Here is a 16,726-nt window from a genome sequence, read left to right as displayed (position 1 = left end):
TGTTATTTTAGGCTGACGTTATCGCTAATATAATTACCGTGATCGTCAATAATGGTTATTTTATACTGATTGGTATTAGCACTTTTTAATGCCACATTTGCACTGGAGAGCGGTGCAAGCATAATACTTCCGTTGTTGATCTTGACATTATTAACTTTAACTTCTGTCACCGTGATCCAATTAGCTGCATCATTCTTAATGGAGTAAATGCTACCACTACGTTTCATCGACAGTTTTTGAAATGTGTTTTTATTAACTGGCGCTATTCCTTTAGGCCGATAGAATAATTTAATTCGATTCTGCATTGCAAATTTCAATATATTTTTACCGGTGCTGTCTGGATTGTTTGGTGGAATATCCAGCACATTGAGATAAAAAAGGCTCTCTTTGTTATTGGGCAGCATATTTGGTAATTTTTTTATTTTTAACTGCTGGCCAGAATCCCTGGCAATCTTTGCCACCGGGGGGGTGAGCATAAAAGGTACGTGAATTTTTTCCGGTGGCAACGAGCTATCGCCATCATCGATCCACGATTGTACCAGAGAAGATCGTTCCCCCTGGTTCATCAATTGTACCAGAACTTCGTTTTTTTCTGCCGGGTAGATAACACGCGTACCATAAATCACAATGCCAGCATGGACGGGTTGCACAGATGCGATTAATAAAGCGCTTAGAATCCATTTCATGTTGCGTTCGTCCTTTTAAAAAACTGCCGGTGAATACACCGGCATAAAAATCTATTCTGCAGAAACGGAAATGGTTAAAACCGATGATATTTCCCCTGCAACAACTGGTGTTGCTTCATTTAACCTAGCGTACTGAGCTGAAAACTTCAGAGAATATTCCACCCCTGAAGGATCATCTTTATCTGCGGTAAGAATATCTTTGATATTAGTTTCCTGATCATTAGTAATCAATTTACTATCTAATTTCAATTTAACACCAACGCCCTTAGAAGCATCAATATCACCGTTTACTTCTTTTGTATTTTTAAGCACACCATCTGTAGTAAATTCCCCATTAGAAATTCTTATTGTATTTAATTTTGTACCTGCTGGACATATTATCTTCATTGGCATTGGATCAGCCACTTCAGTACCAACAACGTCACCTGCAGACAATCCAGAAAAACGTGAAGCATCAATTTCCGGCAATATGATAGTACTTGAGTTCTTGTTATCTTCAAAATGGCAAGAACTATTAATAATAGTACCTTCGATTGTTAACGTCCCTTCTTCCCCAGCAGCAAAAGCCCCAGCGCTCATAAATACAGCAGACAGTACAGCAACAGAAATAATTGAACGTTTCATAATATCTTCCTTAATAAAATAATTTCTATTTGTTAAGAGGGTTAACTCTTGGATTTAAATTCGCACAACAAAAACGTTATCGCAATGTGAACACGTTGTTTTGTTGATTTAAAACAAGTTACCAACTGCAATATAATTGCAACAAATAAGTGAAGATAAACACTATTTATATATTTAATAAATTAGCGTTATTAATTGTCGTTTTTTATTTGTTAGAGAAATAGAAAAGCACTCATCATTCATATAAATGATGAGTGCTTAATATCAACACTGAGATTCTTAGTCTAATCGTAACTGTTTAACACTATCTGTCGCATTGAATCCCCTGGTACAGAAACGATCTCGGTCACGACGCCCTTCGCTGGAACAGGATCCACATGACTAACATTTGAAAGATGAAGAGATTGACCGCATTTCTGTTGAACGTTGTTATTCACGACGTCAGCACTACAGGTTGGTTCAACGACTCGCCCACTGATTGTTAAGGTCGCAGTATCGGAAGCGAAGGTAGGGGCGCTCATTCCATAAGTCAGAGCTATAATTCCCATCAGTAAACTTTTTTTCATTTTAATCGTTATTCCTGTGGTTAGCATCAAATAGCATACAAAGGACCTGTTCAGCAGATTATGGGCATAACACCCTATTTGAACCAATTGAAATTGTAGATTAATGAGATAGATTTGATCAATTGTAATGATGCATCGAGGTGATTTATTCGGAAAAAGGCATGAATTATAAACGTAGAATGAACAATATCGTGAGATTTTTAAATTTAATATATTCACCGCATCAATAATACATTAATGCGGTGAATATCTGTAACGCTATAAATTACACCGCGCGGAAGGCAATCTCGCCCGGAATAACCTCTCCCTGCCAGTAGAGCTGTGCAGCCACTCGTCCTGCCAGGTCGCGGTAAATAGCAGTAAATTCGCTATCAGGACGGCTAATCACCGTCGGCGTACCACGATCGAGGTCCTCACGCAGAGAAATATGCAGCGGCATCTGTCCCAGCAGTTGAGTGTGATACTGCTCGGCCAACTTCTGTGCCCCACCGGTACCGAAGATCGGTTCATGGTGACCGCAGTTGCTGCAAATATGCATACTCATATTCTCAACAATACCCAGTACCGGCACTTCGACTTTTTCGAACATCACGATGCCCTTTTTCGCATCGATCAGCGCGATGTCCTGCGGCGTAGTGACAACAACTGCGCCCGTTACCGGAATGTTCTGCGCCAGCGTCAGCTGGATGTCACCGGTGCCCGGCGGCATATCCAGTACCAGATAATCAAGATCCGGCCATAAGGTTTCCTGCAACATCTGCAGCAGCGCTTTGCTGGCCATCGGGCCGCGCCATACCATCGCGTTATCGTCAGTGACCAGATAACCAATGGAGTTCGTTGCCAGACCATGAGACATGATCGGTGCCATGTGGGTACCATCTGGCGAGGTTGGACGCTGGTTTTCCGCGCCAAGCATTGTCGGGATAGACGGACCATAAATATCGGCGTCCAGAATCCCTACCTTCGCCCCTTCTGCAGCTAGCGCCAGCGCCAGGTTCACAGCGGTAGAGGATTTACCCACGCCACCTTTTCCTGAACTGACGGCGATGATGTTTTTCACACCATTAATACCCGGCTGGTTTTTCACGCGCTTCAGCGTCGCGATGTTATGCGACAGTTTCCAGTCGATCGCTTTCGCACCGGTAATACGCAGCAGATCGGCGCTACATTGCTCTTTTAAGTCCTCAAACGCGCTATGCCAGACAAACGGCATGACCAGCTCAACGTGCAACGTGTCATCCATCCAGGCGACGTGGTGCAACGCTTTAAGCGTCGTCAGATTATGCTTCAGGGTTGAATGCTGAAAATTCGCCAGCGTCCCGGCAACCATGGCGCGCAGGGTCTCTGGTGATTTGGCCTGGGATTGTGCGTTCATCCCGACTCCTTTTTGTTGTTCTGAATATACAATAGTCACCAGGTAGTTTACTCCAACCGCAACAATTATTCATTTACGGATAAATGCCCTTATCGCTTGGCGCAGTAATTACCATTTTGGTACTATCAAAGCCCTTTTCACTACAAAAGAAGTAATTGCCCACTATGACTCAAGTCGCGAAGAAAATTCTGGTAACGTGCGCGCTGCCGTACGCCAACGGCTCAATCCACCTCGGCCATATGCTGGAGCACATCCAGGCTGATGTCTGGGTCCGTTACCAGCGAATGCGCGGCCACCAGGTTAACTTCATCTGCGCGGACGACGCACACGGTACGCCAATCATGCTGAAAGCACAGCAGCTTGGGATCACGCCAGAGCAGATGATCGGTGAAATGAGTCAGGAGCATCAGACTGATTTTGCAGGTTTTGACATCAGCTACGACAACTACCACTCGACGCACAGCGAAGAGAACCGTGAGTTGTCTGAGCTGATTTATACTCGCCTGAAGGAGAACGGTTTTATTAAGAACCGTACAATCTCCCAGCTTTACGATCCGGAAAAAGGCATGTTCCTGCCGGACCGTTTTGTTAAAGGCACCTGCCCGAAATGTAAGTCTCCGGATCAGTACGGCGATAACTGTGAAGTCTGCGGCGCAACCTACAGCCCGACCGAACTTATCGAGCCGAAATCCGTCGTGTCTGGCGCAACACCGGTGATGCGTGACTCCGAACACTTCTTCTTTGATCTGCCGTCATTTAGCGAAATGCTGCAGGCGTGGACGCGCAGCGGCGCGTTACAGGAGCAGGTCGCCAACAAAATGCAGGAATGGTTCGAATCCGGCCTGCAACAGTGGGATATCTCTCGCGATTCCCCGTACTTCGGTTTTGAAATCCCGAATGCGCCTGGCAAGTACTTCTACGTGTGGCTGGACGCGCCAATTGGCTATATGGGTTCATTCAAAAACCTGTGCGATAAGCGCGGTGACACAACCAGTTTTGACGAATACTGGAAGAAAGATTCCGACGCCGAGCTGTATCACTTCATCGGCAAGGACATCGTCTACTTCCACAGCCTGTTCTGGCCTGCCATGCTGGAAGGCAGCAACTTCCGTAAGCCGACCAACCTGTTCGTACACGGTTATGTGACGGTGAACGGCGCGAAGATGTCCAAATCTCGCGGCACCTTCATTAAGGCCAGCACCTGGCTGAAGCACTTCGATGCCGACAGCCTCCGCTACTACTACACCGCGAAGCTTTCTTCACGTATTGATGACATCGACCTGAACCTGGAAGACTTTGTCCAACGCGTTAACGCCGATATCGTCAACAAAGTAGTCAACCTGGCATCCCGTAACGCTGGCTTTATTGCTAAGCGTTTTGACGGCGTTCTGGCGGCTGAGCTGGCCGATCCGGCGCTGTATAAAACCTTCACCGACGCTGCAGCGGTGATTGGCGAAGCATGGGAAAGCCGTGAATTTGGTAAAGCTATCCGTGAAATCATGGCGCTGGCCGACGTGGCAAACCGCTACGTTGACGAACAGGCACCGTGGGTCGTGGCTAAACAGGAAGGCCGCGATGCCGACCTGCAGGCGATCTGCTCCATGGGTATCAACCTGTTCCGCGTGCTGATGACCTACCTGAAACCGGTTCTGCCAACGCTTGCTGAACGTGTTGAAGCTTTCCTGAACAGCGAACTGAGCTGGGATGCCATTGAACAGCCACTGCTCGGCCACAAGGTCAACACCTTTAAAGCGCTGTACAATCGCATCGACATGAAACAAGTTGAAGCGCTGGTTGAGGCGTCGAAAGAAGAAGTGAAAGCAGCTGCAGCACCGGTTACCGGCCCGCTGGCTGATGACCCGATTCAGGAAACCATCACCTTTGACGATTTCGCCAAAGTTGACCTGCGTGTAGCGCTGATTGAAAACGCCGAATTCGTGGAAGGTTCCGACAAACTGCTGCGTCTGACGCTGGATCTCGGTGGTGAGAAACGTAACGTCTTCTCTGGTATTCGTTCTGCGTATCCAGATCCGCAGGTCCTGATTGGCCGCCAGACCATTATGGTTGCCAACCTGGCACCACGTAAGATGCGCTTCGGCATTTCCGAAGGGATGGTGATGGCCGCAGGTCCTGGCGGGAAAGATATCTTCCTGTTAAGCCCGGACGAAGGTGCAAAAACAGGCCAACAGGTGAAGTAAATCAAACATCTCAAGCGCTGCAACCGCAGCGCTTTTTTTTGCTACGCAAGTGCTTCCTCTAATCTTAACCCCTGCTCCATTTTCGGACTGCTTCGTTGTTAATATTAGATTTATTCTATACTGCTCTGGTATCAAGGTAGTCCGGGCTCACCAGATTCGTGGACGTTATTATTTAACATCCGATATTCATGAAATGGAGTTTTACATGAAAGCGTTACAAAAATTATTTTCTCTCGCCGTGGCATCGATTGTGGTTTTTTCCCTGGCGGGATGTGGTGATAAAGAAGAGACAAAAACATTCAATGCCAACATTAATGGTTCTGATATCACCGTCTCTTACACCTATAAAGGTGATAAGGTCCTGAAGCAAATCTCCGAAAGTAAAATTAGCTATGCGTCAGTCGGTGCCAGCAATAAAGAGGAGGCAGCAAAAGTATTCGACGCATTAAGCGCCAAATATCAGAACATTACTGGCATAGAAGAAAAACTCACCTATTCAGATACCTACGCGCAAGAAAATGTCACTATCGATATGGAAAAAGTTGATATAAAAGCGTTGCAGGCCATTTCAGGGATGAAGCTATCTGAAAACGCCGATAAAAACATCAGCATGAAGCAAATGCAAACGGTAATGGAATCGGCGGGTTTTAAAGAAGTGAAGTAAACCATCGGCGACCCGATTTTAATCGGCGTCGCCCATTTTTTCTTTATGGCTTCGCGTTATGTACCCGTGATGTCAAACCACGCAGAAAATAACGCAGGAACTGATCGCCGCATTCGCGATAGTTCTTATGATCAGGTGCACGCATCATGGCGGTAATTTCCGGCATCGACACACGGAATTTTTGCTCGGTCATAATAGCCAGAATATCGTCGGTTTTCAGCGAAAAGGCGATACGCAGCTTTTTCAGCACCGTATTGTTATTAACACGACGCTCCAGCGCCAGTTCCGGTGCAGAATCATCTTTACCACGCAGATGATAAATCAGGCCGTTTAAAAAACCGGAGAGAATGATATCCGGGCAACGAACAAACCCAGCCTCATCTTCTTTTGTCATCCAGGTATCGAAACCTGCGGAGGTGGATTCCATGTCAGCAAGCGCAAGAATACGCACCATGTCGTTATTGTTCGCTTTTAGGGTGTAGCGCAGGCTACGAAGAATATCGTTACTTAGCATAGAGCCTTCAACTGTCGGTGATGCAATGGCGCGCAGTGTATCAGTTTTACAGTCCAATCGCCTCTTTTAGACTTTTAAGATAACGACGACTCACCGGAACGGTCAGTCCGTTACGCAAAATCAGTTCCGCCTGACCGTTGTCTTCCAGACGGATCTCCTGCAATTGCGCCATATTTACCAGATATTGCCGATGACAACGCAGCAGAGGAGTACGGCTCTCCAGCGTCCTGAGCGTCAACTCAGTGAAGCCTTCTTTACCATCGCTGCTCGTCACATACACACCACTCATGCGACTGCTGATAAACGCCACATCATCCATTTGCAGCAAATAAATCCGACTATGGCCGCTGCACGGAATAAACTTCAGTGCCTGCTGATTTTCTGGCAGCAGTGATACATCCTGCTTGGTACGCTCCTGACGCAAACGGATTAGCGTTTTTTCCAGCCGTGCTTCTTCAATCGGCTTGAGCAGATAATCAAACGCATGTTCTTCGAAGGCTTTCACCGCATACTCATCAAAGGCGGTCAGAAAAACAATGTACGGACGATGCTCGGGATCAAGCATGCCAACCATTTCCAGGCCGCTGATTCGCGGCATCTGAATATCAAGGAACAGAACATCCGGACGCAATTTATGCACCGCGCCAATGGCTTCCACCGCATTCGAACATTCACCGACAATCTCGATGTCGCTTTGCTCTTGCAACAGGATCCGCAGATTCTCCCGGGCTAACGGTTCGTCATCGACAATCAGCACTTTGATCATGCCAGTTCCTCCAGAGGAAGTCGTAAAGTGATTCGGGTAAAGCGGTCAGGTTCACACGCTACGCTGATGCCAAAATCATCGCCAAACCGCTCGCGCAGTCGTTTATCGACCAGATTCATACCCAGTCCACTGGCTTCTGAGGTTGGCTGATACAGCCCGGCATTGTCTTCGATATCCAGCATCAGATATTGCCCTTCGCGATGGGCGGTAATCGATACTTCACCGGTATCCAGTAACTGAGAAGTACCGTGTTTAATGGCATTCTCCACGATGGGTTGCAGAGTAAAGGCGGGTAATTGCTGATGCGAAAGTTCTTCTGGCACTGTCAAGGTCACCTGAAGACGCGACTGGAATCGTGCCTTTTCAATTTGCAGATAAGCATTAACGTGTTCAATTTCATCGGCCAGCGTCACAATTTCCGACGGGCGTTTTAAATTTTTACGAAAGAACGTCGACAGATACTGCACCAGTTGGCTGGCCTGCTCGCTATCGCGTCGGATCACAGCTTTGATGGTGTTGAGTGCATTAAACAGAAAATGGGGATTGACCTGGGCGTGCAGGAGTTTTATTTCCGACTGCGTGAGCATCGCTTTTTGCCGCTCATACTGCCCGGCCAGAATCTGTGCCGAAAGCAGTTGGGCGATCCCTTCCCCCAGCGTACGGTTGATCGAACTAAAGAGGCGGTTTTTGGCTTCATACAGTTTGATGGTCCCCATTACCCGCTGGTTTTCACCTCGCAGAGGGATCACCAGCGTCGAGCCTAATTTGCATTGCGGGTGCAAAGAGCAACGGTAAGGAACTTCATTCCCATCGGCATACACCACCTCTCCGGTTTCAATCGCGCGTTGGGTATATGACGATGAAATAGGTTTGCCGGGTAGATGGTGATCGTCACCAATACCGGTAAATGCCAGCAGTTTCTCACGATCGGTAATCGCCACCGCACCGATATCCAGCTCTTCATACAGCACCTGAGCAACCTTCATGCTGTTAACCTCGTTGAACCCCTGGCGTAAAATACCTTCCGTTGAGGCGGCAACTTTGAGTGCTGTAGCGGAAAAAGCGGAGGTATATTTTTCAAACATCGCCCGTTTATCGAGCAAAATACGCATAAATAAGGCGGCGCCCACGGTATTGGTCACCATCATAGGCGCGGCAATATTGCTGACCAACCGAAACGCATCATCAAACGGACGAGCAATTAACAAGATAATTAGCATCTGCACCAGTTCGGCGACAAAGGTAATCGCCCCCGCAGTCAGCGGACTAAAGACTTTATCGGTACGACCACGACGGGTGAGCACGCTGTGCACCAACCCGCCGAGCAACCCTTCCACAATGGTCGAGATCATGCAGCTAAGCGCAGTCATCCCACCCATCGAATAACGATGCAAACCGCCGGTAAGACCAACTAAGCCACCGACCACCGGGCCGCCAAGCAGCCCGCCCATCACCGCGCCGATAGCACGGGTGTTGGCAATAGAATCATCAATGTGCAGCCCGAAATAGGTGCCTAAAATGCAGAAAATGGAAAAGGTGACGTAGCAAAGCAGTTTATGCGGGAGTCGGATAGTCACCTGCATCAGCGGAATAAACAAACGCGTTTTGCTCATGAGCCACGCGATAACGAGGAACACACACATCTGCTGAAGCAGCAGCAACACCAGATTAAACTCGTACATACCCGCCAACCACACATCACTTAAAAGCGCGTAACATACATGGGCTGCGTGTAACTTTCTTTGAAGTGTTGCAAAAAAAGACGAATTTGTGAGAACGATCACTCGAAAGCGCGAGCATGGTTACAAATTCACCCATTCATAGATCAAAAAACAGACAAAACTACCTGGTTCGCAAAAGAGCGTCTAAAGTAAAACTGGGACCTCGCGAGCAAGAGTGAGACGACGATGGCGCTTTACACAATAGGTGAAGTGGCTTTGCTTTGTGATATCAACCCTGTCACTTTACGCGCGTGGCAGAGGCGTTACGGATTACTTAAACCGCAGCGGACAGACGGCGGGCATCGTCTGTTTAACGACGCGGATATCGACCGGATCCGCGAGATAAAACGCTGGATAAACAACGGCGTTCAGGTCAGTAAGGTAAAAATGCTGCTCAGCAATGAGAACATTGATGTGCATAACGGTTGGCGCGAACAACAAGAGACGCTGTTGAGCTATTTGCAAAGTAATAATTTGCATAGCCTCAGACTGTGGATCAAAGAGCGTGGCCAGGATTATCCCGCACAAACGCTCAATACCCATTTGTTCATTCCGTTACGCCGACGTCTGCAATGCCAACAGCCGATCCTGCAGGCGTTACTGGGGATCCTCGACGGCGTACTGATCAACTACATCGCGATTTGTCTGGCCTCAGCACGTAAGAAACAGGGGAAAGATGCTCTGGTGGTTGGCTGGAACATTCAGGATACGACCCGTTTATGGCTGGAAGGTTGGGTCGCCAGCCAGCAGGGATGGCGCATTGACGTCCTTGCCCATTCGCTGAACCAACTGCGACCGGAGCTGTTTGAAGGTCGCACCTTGCTTGTCTGGTGCGGCGAGAACCAAACGCCCGCTCAGCAGCAACAGCTGAACGAATGGCGCGCGTTGGGTCACGATATTTATCCACTCGGTATTTAGAGCCTGGCCCATTAGGGCTATTTTGCTTGCCATTTCGAACCTGGGCAGTGCTCAGACAACACTCAGAGAGTTTTGAACGCCCTTTAGGGCGGCCCGGAGGGTGAGCGTAGCGAATAATCCTCACGTACTACGTGTACGCTCCGGTTCTTCCGCGCTGGCCGTGTTCAAACTGTCTGCGCCAATAACGCCTAATGATCCAGGTTCTTAATATTCTATTAACAAACGTGTACAATCCTTGGATTCACATAAGGAGTGCAGAATGAGCGCAGCTAAAATCGGTGTCATTACCCTCTTCCTGCTGATGGCCATCGGCGGTATCGGCGGTGTCATGCTGGCAGGCTATACTTTTATTTTACGTGCCGGGTAAGATGCCTCGCTAATTTCTCAAACCCGCGGTCAACAATTACCGCCGCCAGCGCGACCAGCAGCGCTCCTTGAATCACATAGGCGGTATTGAACCCACTCAGCCCGATAATAATCGGCGTACCCAGCGTGTTCGCCCCAACGGTTGAGGCGATGGTTGCGGTGCCGATATTAATAATCACCGACGTGCGAATCCCGGCCAGAATCACCGGGGCCGCCAGCGGCAACTCGACTTTACGCAGCCGCTGCCCCTGACTCATGCCCATTCCGCTGGCAATATCCATCACGCTGGGTGAAATTCCGCCGAGTCCCGCCAGTGTTGCCTGCAAGATCGGTAATACGCCATACAGGATCAACGCGATAATTGCCGGTTCAGGACCAAATCCCATCACCGGTACAGCTATCGCCAACACCGCAACTGGCGGAAAGGTCTGCCCCACGGCGGCGATGGTTTCCACCATCGGCCGGAATTCCGCGCCCCAGGGCCGGGTTACCGCGATACCGGCCCCGGTGCCAATGAGTACGGCAATCAGGCTTGAAATCCCCACCAGGCCAAAATGGCTCAGTGCCAGCGCCGCAAAACTTTCCTGCTGATACACGGGACGCGGTAGCGCCGGAAATAGCGCACTGAATAAGGCCTGACTATGAGGCAACCCAACTAACAGGACCAGAAACAGGACAATAAGCCATAACAACGGATCAGCAAGACGTTTCACGGGTCGGCATCTCCGAAAGCAAATCACGAAAATGAAGCGTCCCGCAGGACACCCCCTGCGGGGTCACGACCGGCAAGACGTCGCAACCACGCGCTACGAACACCGACAACGCATCACGCAGCGTCATTTCATCTACCAACGGTTCACCGGCTGTGTGTTCACCGCGACGGATAAAATCCCCTACCGTGCGAAGCGACAACAGACGTACGCCCAGTTCACTACGGCCAAAGAATGTTTGCACGAATTCGTTCGCCGGTGCTGTCAGCATCGACAGCGGCGTGCCTTGCTGCACTACCTTTCCTGCATCCATCAGAACCAGATGCTCCGCCAGCCTTAGCGCCTCGTCGATATCATGCGTCACCAGCACAATGGTACGCCCGAGCAGACGATGAATACGCGTCATCTCCTGCTGCAGCGCACCGCGGGTGACCGGATCCAGCGCGCCAAAAGGCTCATCCATCAGCAGTACCTGCGGATCTGCCGCCAGGGCACGCGCCACTCCGACCCGCTGCTGTTGCCCGCCAGACAGCTGATGCGGGTAACGATGGCGCAAACTTTCCTCAAGACCCAGCAGCGCCATCAGTTCGTCTGTTCGGTCATCAATACGTGAACGCGACCACTTTTGTAGCTGCGGCACCGTGGCGATGTTCTGCGCGACGGTCCAGTGGGGAAACAAGCCAATAGACTGAATCGCGTATCCCATGCGCCGCCTTAACTCCAGCACCGGTAGGCTGCGGATCTCTTCCCCGGCAAAGTGAATCTGTCCGCTGTCATGTTCAACCAGCCGATTGATCATTTTCAGCGTGGTGGATTTCCCGGAACCTGACGTGCCAATTAACACCGAAAAGCTGCCCTCCCCCAACCGCAGATTAAGGTCGTCAACGGCTTTTTGCTGGCCATAGGTTTTACTGACATGGCGAAATTCAATCATTATTCGATACCTCTAGCAGCGCGAGCCCTAAATCAAACAGCGCATCAATCAATACCGCCAGTACCACAACCGGGATCACGCCCAGCAACACTAAATCGACGGCGCTACTGAGCAATCCCTGAAAGACCAGCGCGCCAAATCCCCCTGCGCCAATCAGTGCAGCAATCACCGCCATTCCCACCGTTTGCACCATCACTACCCGTAAACTGCGCAAGAAGACTGGCAATGCCAGCGGGAACTGCACCGAGACAAACCGCTGGAAAGTGTTCATCCCCATCGCTCGGGCGCTTTCCAGTACATCCTGCGGCACCTGATTCAACCCAGCCACAACGCCACGTACCAGCGGTAACAGCGCATACAGCACTAACGCAATAAGCGCAGGCGTCAGGCCGGTTCCGGCGACGCCGAGCGAACCCAACAAAGGAAAGTGCTTCACCAACCCGGCAAGGGGCGCAATTAACAGGCCAAACAGCGCGACTGAGGGAATGGTTTGGATGATATTCAGTACCGCAAAAACCGGCCCCTGACGGGAGACAGAGAAAGCACACCAGATGCCCAACGGCATACCAATAAGCAGAGCGGGCACCACGGTAGCGAACAGAATGGTCAGATGCTGCGCCAGGGCGTCGTTGAAGACATCCTGACGGTTGGCATATTCTTTAAGCAGGGATAGATCGTTAAACGTGCCGGAGAACAAAAGCACCAGCGGAAAAATAAACATTTGCGCGTGCAACAGCCAACGCCATGATGCCAGCTCGGTTATGCGACGAATAGCGTCACTGGCGGCCAGCAACATCAGTCCTAGCCCCAACCAGAACCCGCTGCCCAGGCTGGTTCTGGCCAGTGGACTTCCCGTCTGGGCCAGATACGTTGCCGTTGTTCCTGCGGTTACCAGCGCTGCAATAACCAGCAACTGGCTAATAACAAGCGTCAATATATTGCCGGGCTTTCCCGGTACAAAGCACAGAAGAAACAGCAGCAAACAGGCTACTGCCAATCCCCACGCCATGTCGGGCCGGATATCCCAGAGTTGGCGCCCCTCACCGGAGACCAGGCGATTAGGCGCATAGCTAATGAAAGGCAGCGCTGCCGCCGCGAAGGTAAGAAGTACCAGTAACAACAGCACCCGATTAACTGAAATCTTTGACAAAACACCCACCTGCTGCAAACTCCGTTACTTCACCCATCCTTTTTGCTTCAGGTACTCTGCTGCAACTTTTTTCGCATCCAGCCCCTCCACGGCAATACTGGCATTCAGCTGCTGCAACGTTTTTTCATCCAGGCTGGCAAAAACCGGTTGTAGCCATTCTCCCATTTGCGGGTAGTCTTTCAGCACCGATTCACGTACGACGGGTGCTGGCGCATAAATGGGCTGGACACCTTTGGGATCGCTTAAAGTTTGCAGACCGAGCGCCGCTACCGGGCCATCGGTGCCATAAGCCATCGCCGCATTGACGCCAGAAGTCTGCTGCGCCGCTGCTTTAATCGTCACCGCGGTATCTCCTCCTGCCAGCGACAACAGCTGATTTTGATTCAGTTTGAAATCATAGGCTTTTTCAAACGCAGGCAACGCGTCAGCCCGTTCGATAAATTCAGCAGAGGCAGCAAGTTTGAATGTTCCCCCGTCTTTCAGGTAGCGGCCTAAATCAGCAAGAGACTCAAGCTTGTTCTTTTGCGCGACATCCTGGCGTACCGCAATGGTCCAGGTATTATTGGCGGGTGCAGGTGTTAGCCAGACCAGCTTATTTTGCTCTGCATCCAGCTTTTTCACTTTCTCGAAACCGGCCTGCGCATTTTTCCACGCGGGATCATTTTCATCTTTAAAAAAGAATGCGCCATTACCGGTATATTCCGGATAAATATCCAGCTCACCGGAGGTGATTGCCCCACGCACTACTGGGGTGGTGCCCAGCTGTACTTTATTGACAGTTTTCACGCCATGGCTTTCGAGCACCTGCAAAATAATGTTGCCGAGCAGCGCCCCTTCGGTATCTATTTTTGAACCAACCGTGACGGGTGACGCGGCCTGTAAGGGTAGGCTTATCGCGGCTAACAGCACCAGCGAACCCACCGATACTTTTGAGATTATCATGCTGTACTCCTCATCCTTTTGCGGCCCTTTTCAGAGACTTGAGGAAAAAGCATAGTCGAAAAATCAAGCCTTAACCTGGCAATTGGGTGGTAACGCTGAGAGTTATTAGCGGTAAGGCGATAATACAATAAAAAAAATCCGGCAAACCCAATGTGAATTTGCCGGATGATACGACTTTGTCAGCCTGATAAGCGTAGGGCCATCAGGCATGCTGCATGACTATATTCATCTATTACAGCAGTTCAAATTCGCCCTGCTTCACTCTGGCGGAATCCACGCCGATGAAAACGTTAAATTTGCCAGGTTCTGCATCGTATTTCATCTGCTGGTTCCAGAATTTGAGCGCTTCAATATCAATCGGGAAGCTGACGGTCTGAGTTTCACCTGGCTTAAGATTCACTTTTTCAAAACCTTTCAGCTGTTTTACCGGACGACTCATGGAGGCGGTCACATCCTGTAAATACATCTGAATCACCGTTGCACCTTCGCGCTTGCCGGTGTTGGTCACCTGCACGCTGGCCGTCACGGTTCCGTCACGCTTCATCGTCGGAGAAGAGAGCTTCACATCAGAAACCGTAAACGTGGTGTAGCTCAGGCCATAACCAAAGGGATACAACGGACCATTGGCTTCATCAAAGTAGCGCGACGTGTACTTGTTCGGCTTATCGGCGTTATACGGACGACCGGTATTGAGATGGCTGTAATAGACCGGGATCTGTCCAACAGAGCGCGGGAAAGACATCGGCAGCTTGCCTGACGGATTGTAATCACCAAACAGCACATCGGCGATGGCGTTACCGCCCTCCGTCCCGGCAAACCAGGTTTCGAGGATCGCATCGGCTTGTTGATCTTCCTTCACCAGCGCCAGCGGACGACCGTTCATCAACACCAGAACCAACGGTTTACCCGTGGCTTTCAGCGCGGCAATCAGGTCACGCTGACTTTGTGGAATGGTGATATCGGTGCGGCTGGAGGCTTCATGCGCCATCCCCTGCGCTTCACCGACTACCGCGACAACCACATCAGATTGCTTCGCGGCGTTAACGGCTTCATCGATCATCGCCTGCGGCGAACGCGGGTCAACCTTTACCGCTTCTTCATACAGGTTGAGGAAATCGACAATGCCTTTGTCGTTGGTGATATTCGCCCCTTTGGCGTACAGCACTTTGCCCTGTTCGCCGACGGCATTTTTAATCCCCGTCAGCACGGTTACCGACTGATCGGCAACACCGGCGGCGGACCAACTGCCCATCACATCACGCTTGCTGTCGGCCAGCGGACCGACAACCGCCACTGTGGCCGATTTTTTCAGCGGCAACGTTTCCAGACGGTTTTTCAGCAGCACCAGGCTTTCGCGCGCCACTTCACGCGCCTCTTTGCGATGCAAACGGCTTTCTGCGTTGGTGTCCTGTGGGTCAGATTCTTTGGCTCCCAGATGGCTGTACGGATCGTTAAACAGCCCCATATCATATTTCACGTTCAGCACGTGGCGCGCGGCGTCGTCCAGCTCCGCCATCGTCACTTTGCCGGATTTAATCAAGCCCGGCAGATATTTGCTGTAATACTCATCGCTCATACTCATGTTGATGCCGGACTTGATCGCCACACGCACCGCATCTTCAGGATCGGAGGCGGTACCGTGCTTAATCAGTTCCTTAATCGCGCCGTGATCGGAAACGGTAATCCCCTTAAAGCCCCACTCATCACGCAGCACGTCTTTTAACAGCCAGGCGTCTGAGGTTGCAGGCGTACCGTTTAGCGAATTAAGACCCACCATCACCGCACCGCTACCGGCATCCAGCCCGGCTTTATACGGCGGCATATAGTCGTTGAACAGACGCTGTGGACTCATATCGACGGTGTTATATTCCTTGCCACCTTCAACCGCGCCATAGGCGGCGAAGTGCTTGACGCTGGTCATCACCGAATAGCGGTCAGCCGGGCTTTTCCCCTGCATCGCTTCCACCATGGTTTTACCCATCGTAGCCGTTAAATACGTGTCTTCACCAAAACCTTCTGAAGCACGGCCCCAGCGCGGATCGCGAGAGACATCGACCATTGGCGCCCAGGTCATATTCAGACCATCATCGGCAGCTTCATACGCGGAAATACGGCCAACGGTTCTGACCGCATCGAGATTAAAAGAGGACGCCAGGCCGAGACTTATCGGGAACACGGTACGCTGGCCGTGCAATACGTCGTAGGCAAAAAAGAGAGGAATTTTCAGGCGGCTGAGCTCCATCACCTGATCCTGCATTTTGCGGATATCCTGGCGCGTGACGGTGTTAAAAATTGCCCCAACCTGCCCGTCTTTGATCATCTCGCGGATGGCTTCTTTCGGGTTATCAGGCCCGACGCTTATCAAGCGTAGTTGCCCAATTTTCTCATCCACGGTCATCTGTTTAAGTAAATCGGTAACGAATGCATCCCGCGCTTCTGGCGTCAGAGGATGGTTACCAAACAGCGTGTCCGCCAGCGCTGGTTGCAACGCCAGACTCACCGCGACACCTACAGAACATAGCCATTTCATGTTGATTCTCTCTTTATTTTTTCCCGACGAGGCAGCGAAAATATAACAAAAACCGCAGTTTG

Annotated in this window: 16 protein-coding genes; 4 read left to right on the top strand and 12 right to left on the bottom strand. The window is 50.4% G+C overall.

The window, feature by feature from the left end; all coding sequences use genetic code 11:
- Nucleotides 1-2: 2 nt before the first annotated feature.
- The 4 genes from OGY10_RS02985 to apbC form a co-directional block, all read right to left on the bottom strand.
- A complete protein-coding gene (locus OGY10_RS02985; RefSeq protein ID WP_191227015.1) occupies nt 3-686 on the bottom strand; it encodes a fimbria/pilus periplasmic chaperone in 684 nt (227 codons plus the stop codon).
- 51 nt (nt 687-737) lie between these two features.
- On the bottom strand, nt 738-1,310 hold the full coding sequence (locus OGY10_RS02980) for a fimbrial protein (protein ID WP_032943972.1): 573 nt from the start codon (nt 1,308-1,310) through the stop codon (nt 738-740).
- A 284-nt stretch (nt 1,311-1,594) separates the two neighbouring features.
- Entirely contained in the window at nt 1,595-1,876 is a 282-nt protein-coding gene (locus tag OGY10_RS02975) for a DUF2574 family protein (protein ID WP_032943973.1), read from the bottom strand.
- A 265-nt stretch (nt 1,877-2,141) separates the two neighbouring features.
- The gene (apbC, locus tag OGY10_RS02970; RefSeq protein ID WP_003027343.1) at nt 2,142-3,251 is read right to left on the bottom strand and encodes an iron-sulfur cluster carrier protein ApbC; all 1,110 of its coding nucleotides are present in this window, start codon (nt 3,249-3,251) and stop codon (nt 2,142-2,144) included.
- A gap of 164 nt (nt 3,252-3,415) precedes the next feature.
- Between apbC and metG the strand changes: the two genes are divergently transcribed.
- Nucleotides 3,416-5,449 (top strand): methionine--tRNA ligase, encoded by a 2,034-nt coding sequence (gene metG / locus OGY10_RS02965; protein ID WP_191227014.1) that lies wholly within the window; start codon nt 3,416-3,418, stop codon nt 5,447-5,449.
- Between the two features lie 205 nt (nt 5,450-5,654).
- Complete coding sequence (locus tag OGY10_RS02960) at nt 5,655-6,113, top strand: YehR family lipoprotein (RefSeq protein WP_032943976.1); 459 nt, start codon at nt 5,655-5,657, stop codon at nt 6,111-6,113.
- A 43-nt stretch (nt 6,114-6,156) separates the two neighbouring features.
- Here OGY10_RS02960 and OGY10_RS02955 read toward each other — a convergent pair whose 3' ends face one another.
- From OGY10_RS02955 to OGY10_RS02945, 3 genes are read right to left on the bottom strand one after another with little or no spacing between them, the layout of a single operon-like run.
- Nucleotides 6,157-6,627 carry a YehS family protein gene (locus OGY10_RS02955; protein WP_003834454.1) on the bottom strand — a complete coding sequence of 157 codons (471 nt, stop codon included), beginning with the start codon at nt 6,625-6,627 and terminating at the stop codon, nt 6,157-6,159.
- 46 nt (nt 6,628-6,673) lie between these two features.
- A complete protein-coding gene (btsR, locus tag OGY10_RS02950) occupies nt 6,674-7,393 on the bottom strand; it encodes a two-component system response regulator BtsR (RefSeq protein ID WP_003840155.1) in 720 nt (239 codons plus the stop codon).
- Entirely contained in the window at nt 7,390-9,075 is a 1,686-nt protein-coding gene (locus tag OGY10_RS02945; RefSeq protein ID WP_020996665.1) for a sensor histidine kinase, read from the bottom strand. The genes btsR and OGY10_RS02945 overlap by 4 nt, the downstream gene beginning before the upstream one ends.
- Before the next feature lie 225 nt (nt 9,076-9,300).
- Between OGY10_RS02945 and mlrA the strand changes: the two genes are divergently transcribed.
- Both mlrA and OGY10_RS02935 read left to right on the top strand, forming a co-directional pair.
- Nucleotides 9,301-10,032 carry an HTH-type transcriptional regulator MlrA gene (gene mlrA, locus OGY10_RS02940; RefSeq protein WP_008785248.1) on the top strand — a complete coding sequence of 244 codons (732 nt, stop codon included), beginning with the start codon at nt 9,301-9,303 and terminating at the stop codon, nt 10,030-10,032.
- A 259-nt stretch (nt 10,033-10,291) separates the two neighbouring features.
- Nucleotides 10,292-10,399: a protein YohO gene (locus OGY10_RS02935; protein ID WP_003027354.1), complete on the top strand. Its 108-nt coding sequence runs from the start codon at nt 10,292-10,294 to the stop codon at nt 10,397-10,399.
- On the opposite strand, the gene OGY10_RS02930 is transcribed toward OGY10_RS02935, so the two are convergent.
- The 5 genes from OGY10_RS02930 to bglX form a co-directional block, all read right to left on the bottom strand.
- Nucleotides 10,380-11,111: an ABC transporter permease gene (locus OGY10_RS02930; protein WP_048234924.1), complete on the bottom strand. Its 732-nt coding sequence runs from the start codon at nt 11,109-11,111 to the stop codon at nt 10,380-10,382. The two genes, OGY10_RS02935 and OGY10_RS02930, sit on opposite strands and share 20 nt — an antisense overlap.
- The gene (locus tag OGY10_RS02925) at nt 11,095-12,042 is read right to left on the bottom strand and encodes an ABC transporter ATP-binding protein (RefSeq protein WP_286576202.1); all 948 of its coding nucleotides are present in this window, start codon (nt 12,040-12,042) and stop codon (nt 11,095-11,097) included. The genes OGY10_RS02930 and OGY10_RS02925 overlap by 17 nt, the downstream gene beginning before the upstream one ends.
- On the bottom strand, nt 12,035-13,201 hold the full coding sequence (locus OGY10_RS02920; protein WP_279850749.1) for an ABC transporter permease: 1,167 nt from the start codon (nt 13,199-13,201) through the stop codon (nt 12,035-12,037). Before OGY10_RS02920 ends, OGY10_RS02925 begins: the two co-directional genes overlap by 8 nt.
- 15 nt (nt 13,202-13,216) lie before the next feature.
- Nucleotides 13,217-14,134: a glycine betaine ABC transporter substrate-binding protein OsmF gene (gene osmF, locus OGY10_RS02915; RefSeq protein WP_286576196.1), complete on the bottom strand. Its 918-nt coding sequence runs from the start codon at nt 14,132-14,134 to the stop codon at nt 13,217-13,219.
- Between the two features lie 232 nt (nt 14,135-14,366).
- Nucleotides 14,367-16,664 carry a beta-glucosidase BglX gene (bglX, locus tag OGY10_RS02910; RefSeq protein WP_075551243.1) on the bottom strand — a complete coding sequence of 766 codons (2,298 nt, stop codon included), beginning with the start codon at nt 16,662-16,664 and terminating at the stop codon, nt 14,367-14,369.
- Between the last annotated feature and the right edge of the window lie 62 nt (nt 16,665-16,726).

Source organism: Citrobacter sp. Cpo148 (assembly GCF_030332375.1).
GTDB lineage: Bacteria > Pseudomonadota > Gammaproteobacteria > Enterobacterales > Enterobacteriaceae > Citrobacter > Citrobacter portucalensis.
This window is presented reverse-complemented; position numbering and strand designations above follow the sequence as displayed.

What these genes read in the sequence shown, in the direction of transcription:
- OGY10_RS02985 (WP_191227015.1), bottom strand. Translation starts at nt 686, where the DNA reads ATGAAATGGATTCTAAGCGCTTTATTAATCGCATCTGTGCAACCCGTC.
- OGY10_RS02980 (WP_032943972.1), bottom strand. Translation starts at nt 1,310, where the DNA reads ATGAAACGTTCAATTATTTCTGTTGCTGTACTGTCTGCTGTATTTATG.
- OGY10_RS02975 (WP_032943973.1), bottom strand. Translation starts at nt 1,876, where the DNA reads ATGAAAAAAAGTTTACTGATGGGAATTATAGCTCTGACTTATGGAATG.
- apbC (WP_003027343.1), bottom strand. Translation starts at nt 3,251, where the DNA reads ATGAACGCACAATCCCAGGCCAAATCACCAGAGACCCTGCGCGCCATG.
- metG (WP_191227014.1), top strand. Translation starts at nt 3,416, where the DNA reads ATGACTCAAGTCGCGAAGAAAATTCTGGTAACGTGCGCGCTGCCGTAC.
- OGY10_RS02960 (WP_032943976.1), top strand. Translation starts at nt 5,655, where the DNA reads ATGAAAGCGTTACAAAAATTATTTTCTCTCGCCGTGGCATCGATTGTG.
- OGY10_RS02955 (WP_003834454.1), bottom strand. Translation starts at nt 6,627, where the DNA reads ATGCTAAGTAACGATATTCTTCGTAGCCTGCGCTACACCCTAAAAGCG.
- btsR (WP_003840155.1), bottom strand. Translation starts at nt 7,393, where the DNA reads ATGATCAAAGTGCTGATTGTCGATGACGAACCGTTAGCCCGGGAGAAT.
- OGY10_RS02945 (WP_020996665.1), bottom strand. Translation starts at nt 9,075, where the DNA reads ATGTACGAGTTTAATCTGGTGTTGCTGCTGCTTCAGCAGATGTGTGTG.
- mlrA (WP_008785248.1), top strand. Translation starts at nt 9,301, where the DNA reads ATGGCGCTTTACACAATAGGTGAAGTGGCTTTGCTTTGTGATATCAAC.
- OGY10_RS02935 (WP_003027354.1), top strand. Translation starts at nt 10,292, where the DNA reads ATGAGCGCAGCTAAAATCGGTGTCATTACCCTCTTCCTGCTGATGGCC.
- OGY10_RS02925 (WP_286576202.1), bottom strand. Translation starts at nt 12,042, where the DNA reads ATGATTGAATTTCGCCATGTCAGTAAAACCTATGGCCAGCAAAAAGCC.
- osmF (WP_286576196.1), bottom strand. Translation starts at nt 14,134, where the DNA reads ATGATAATCTCAAAAGTATCGGTGGGTTCGCTGGTGCTGTTAGCCGCG.
- bglX (WP_075551243.1), bottom strand. Translation starts at nt 16,664, where the DNA reads ATGAAATGGCTATGTTCTGTAGGTGTCGCGGTGAGTCTGGCGTTGCAA.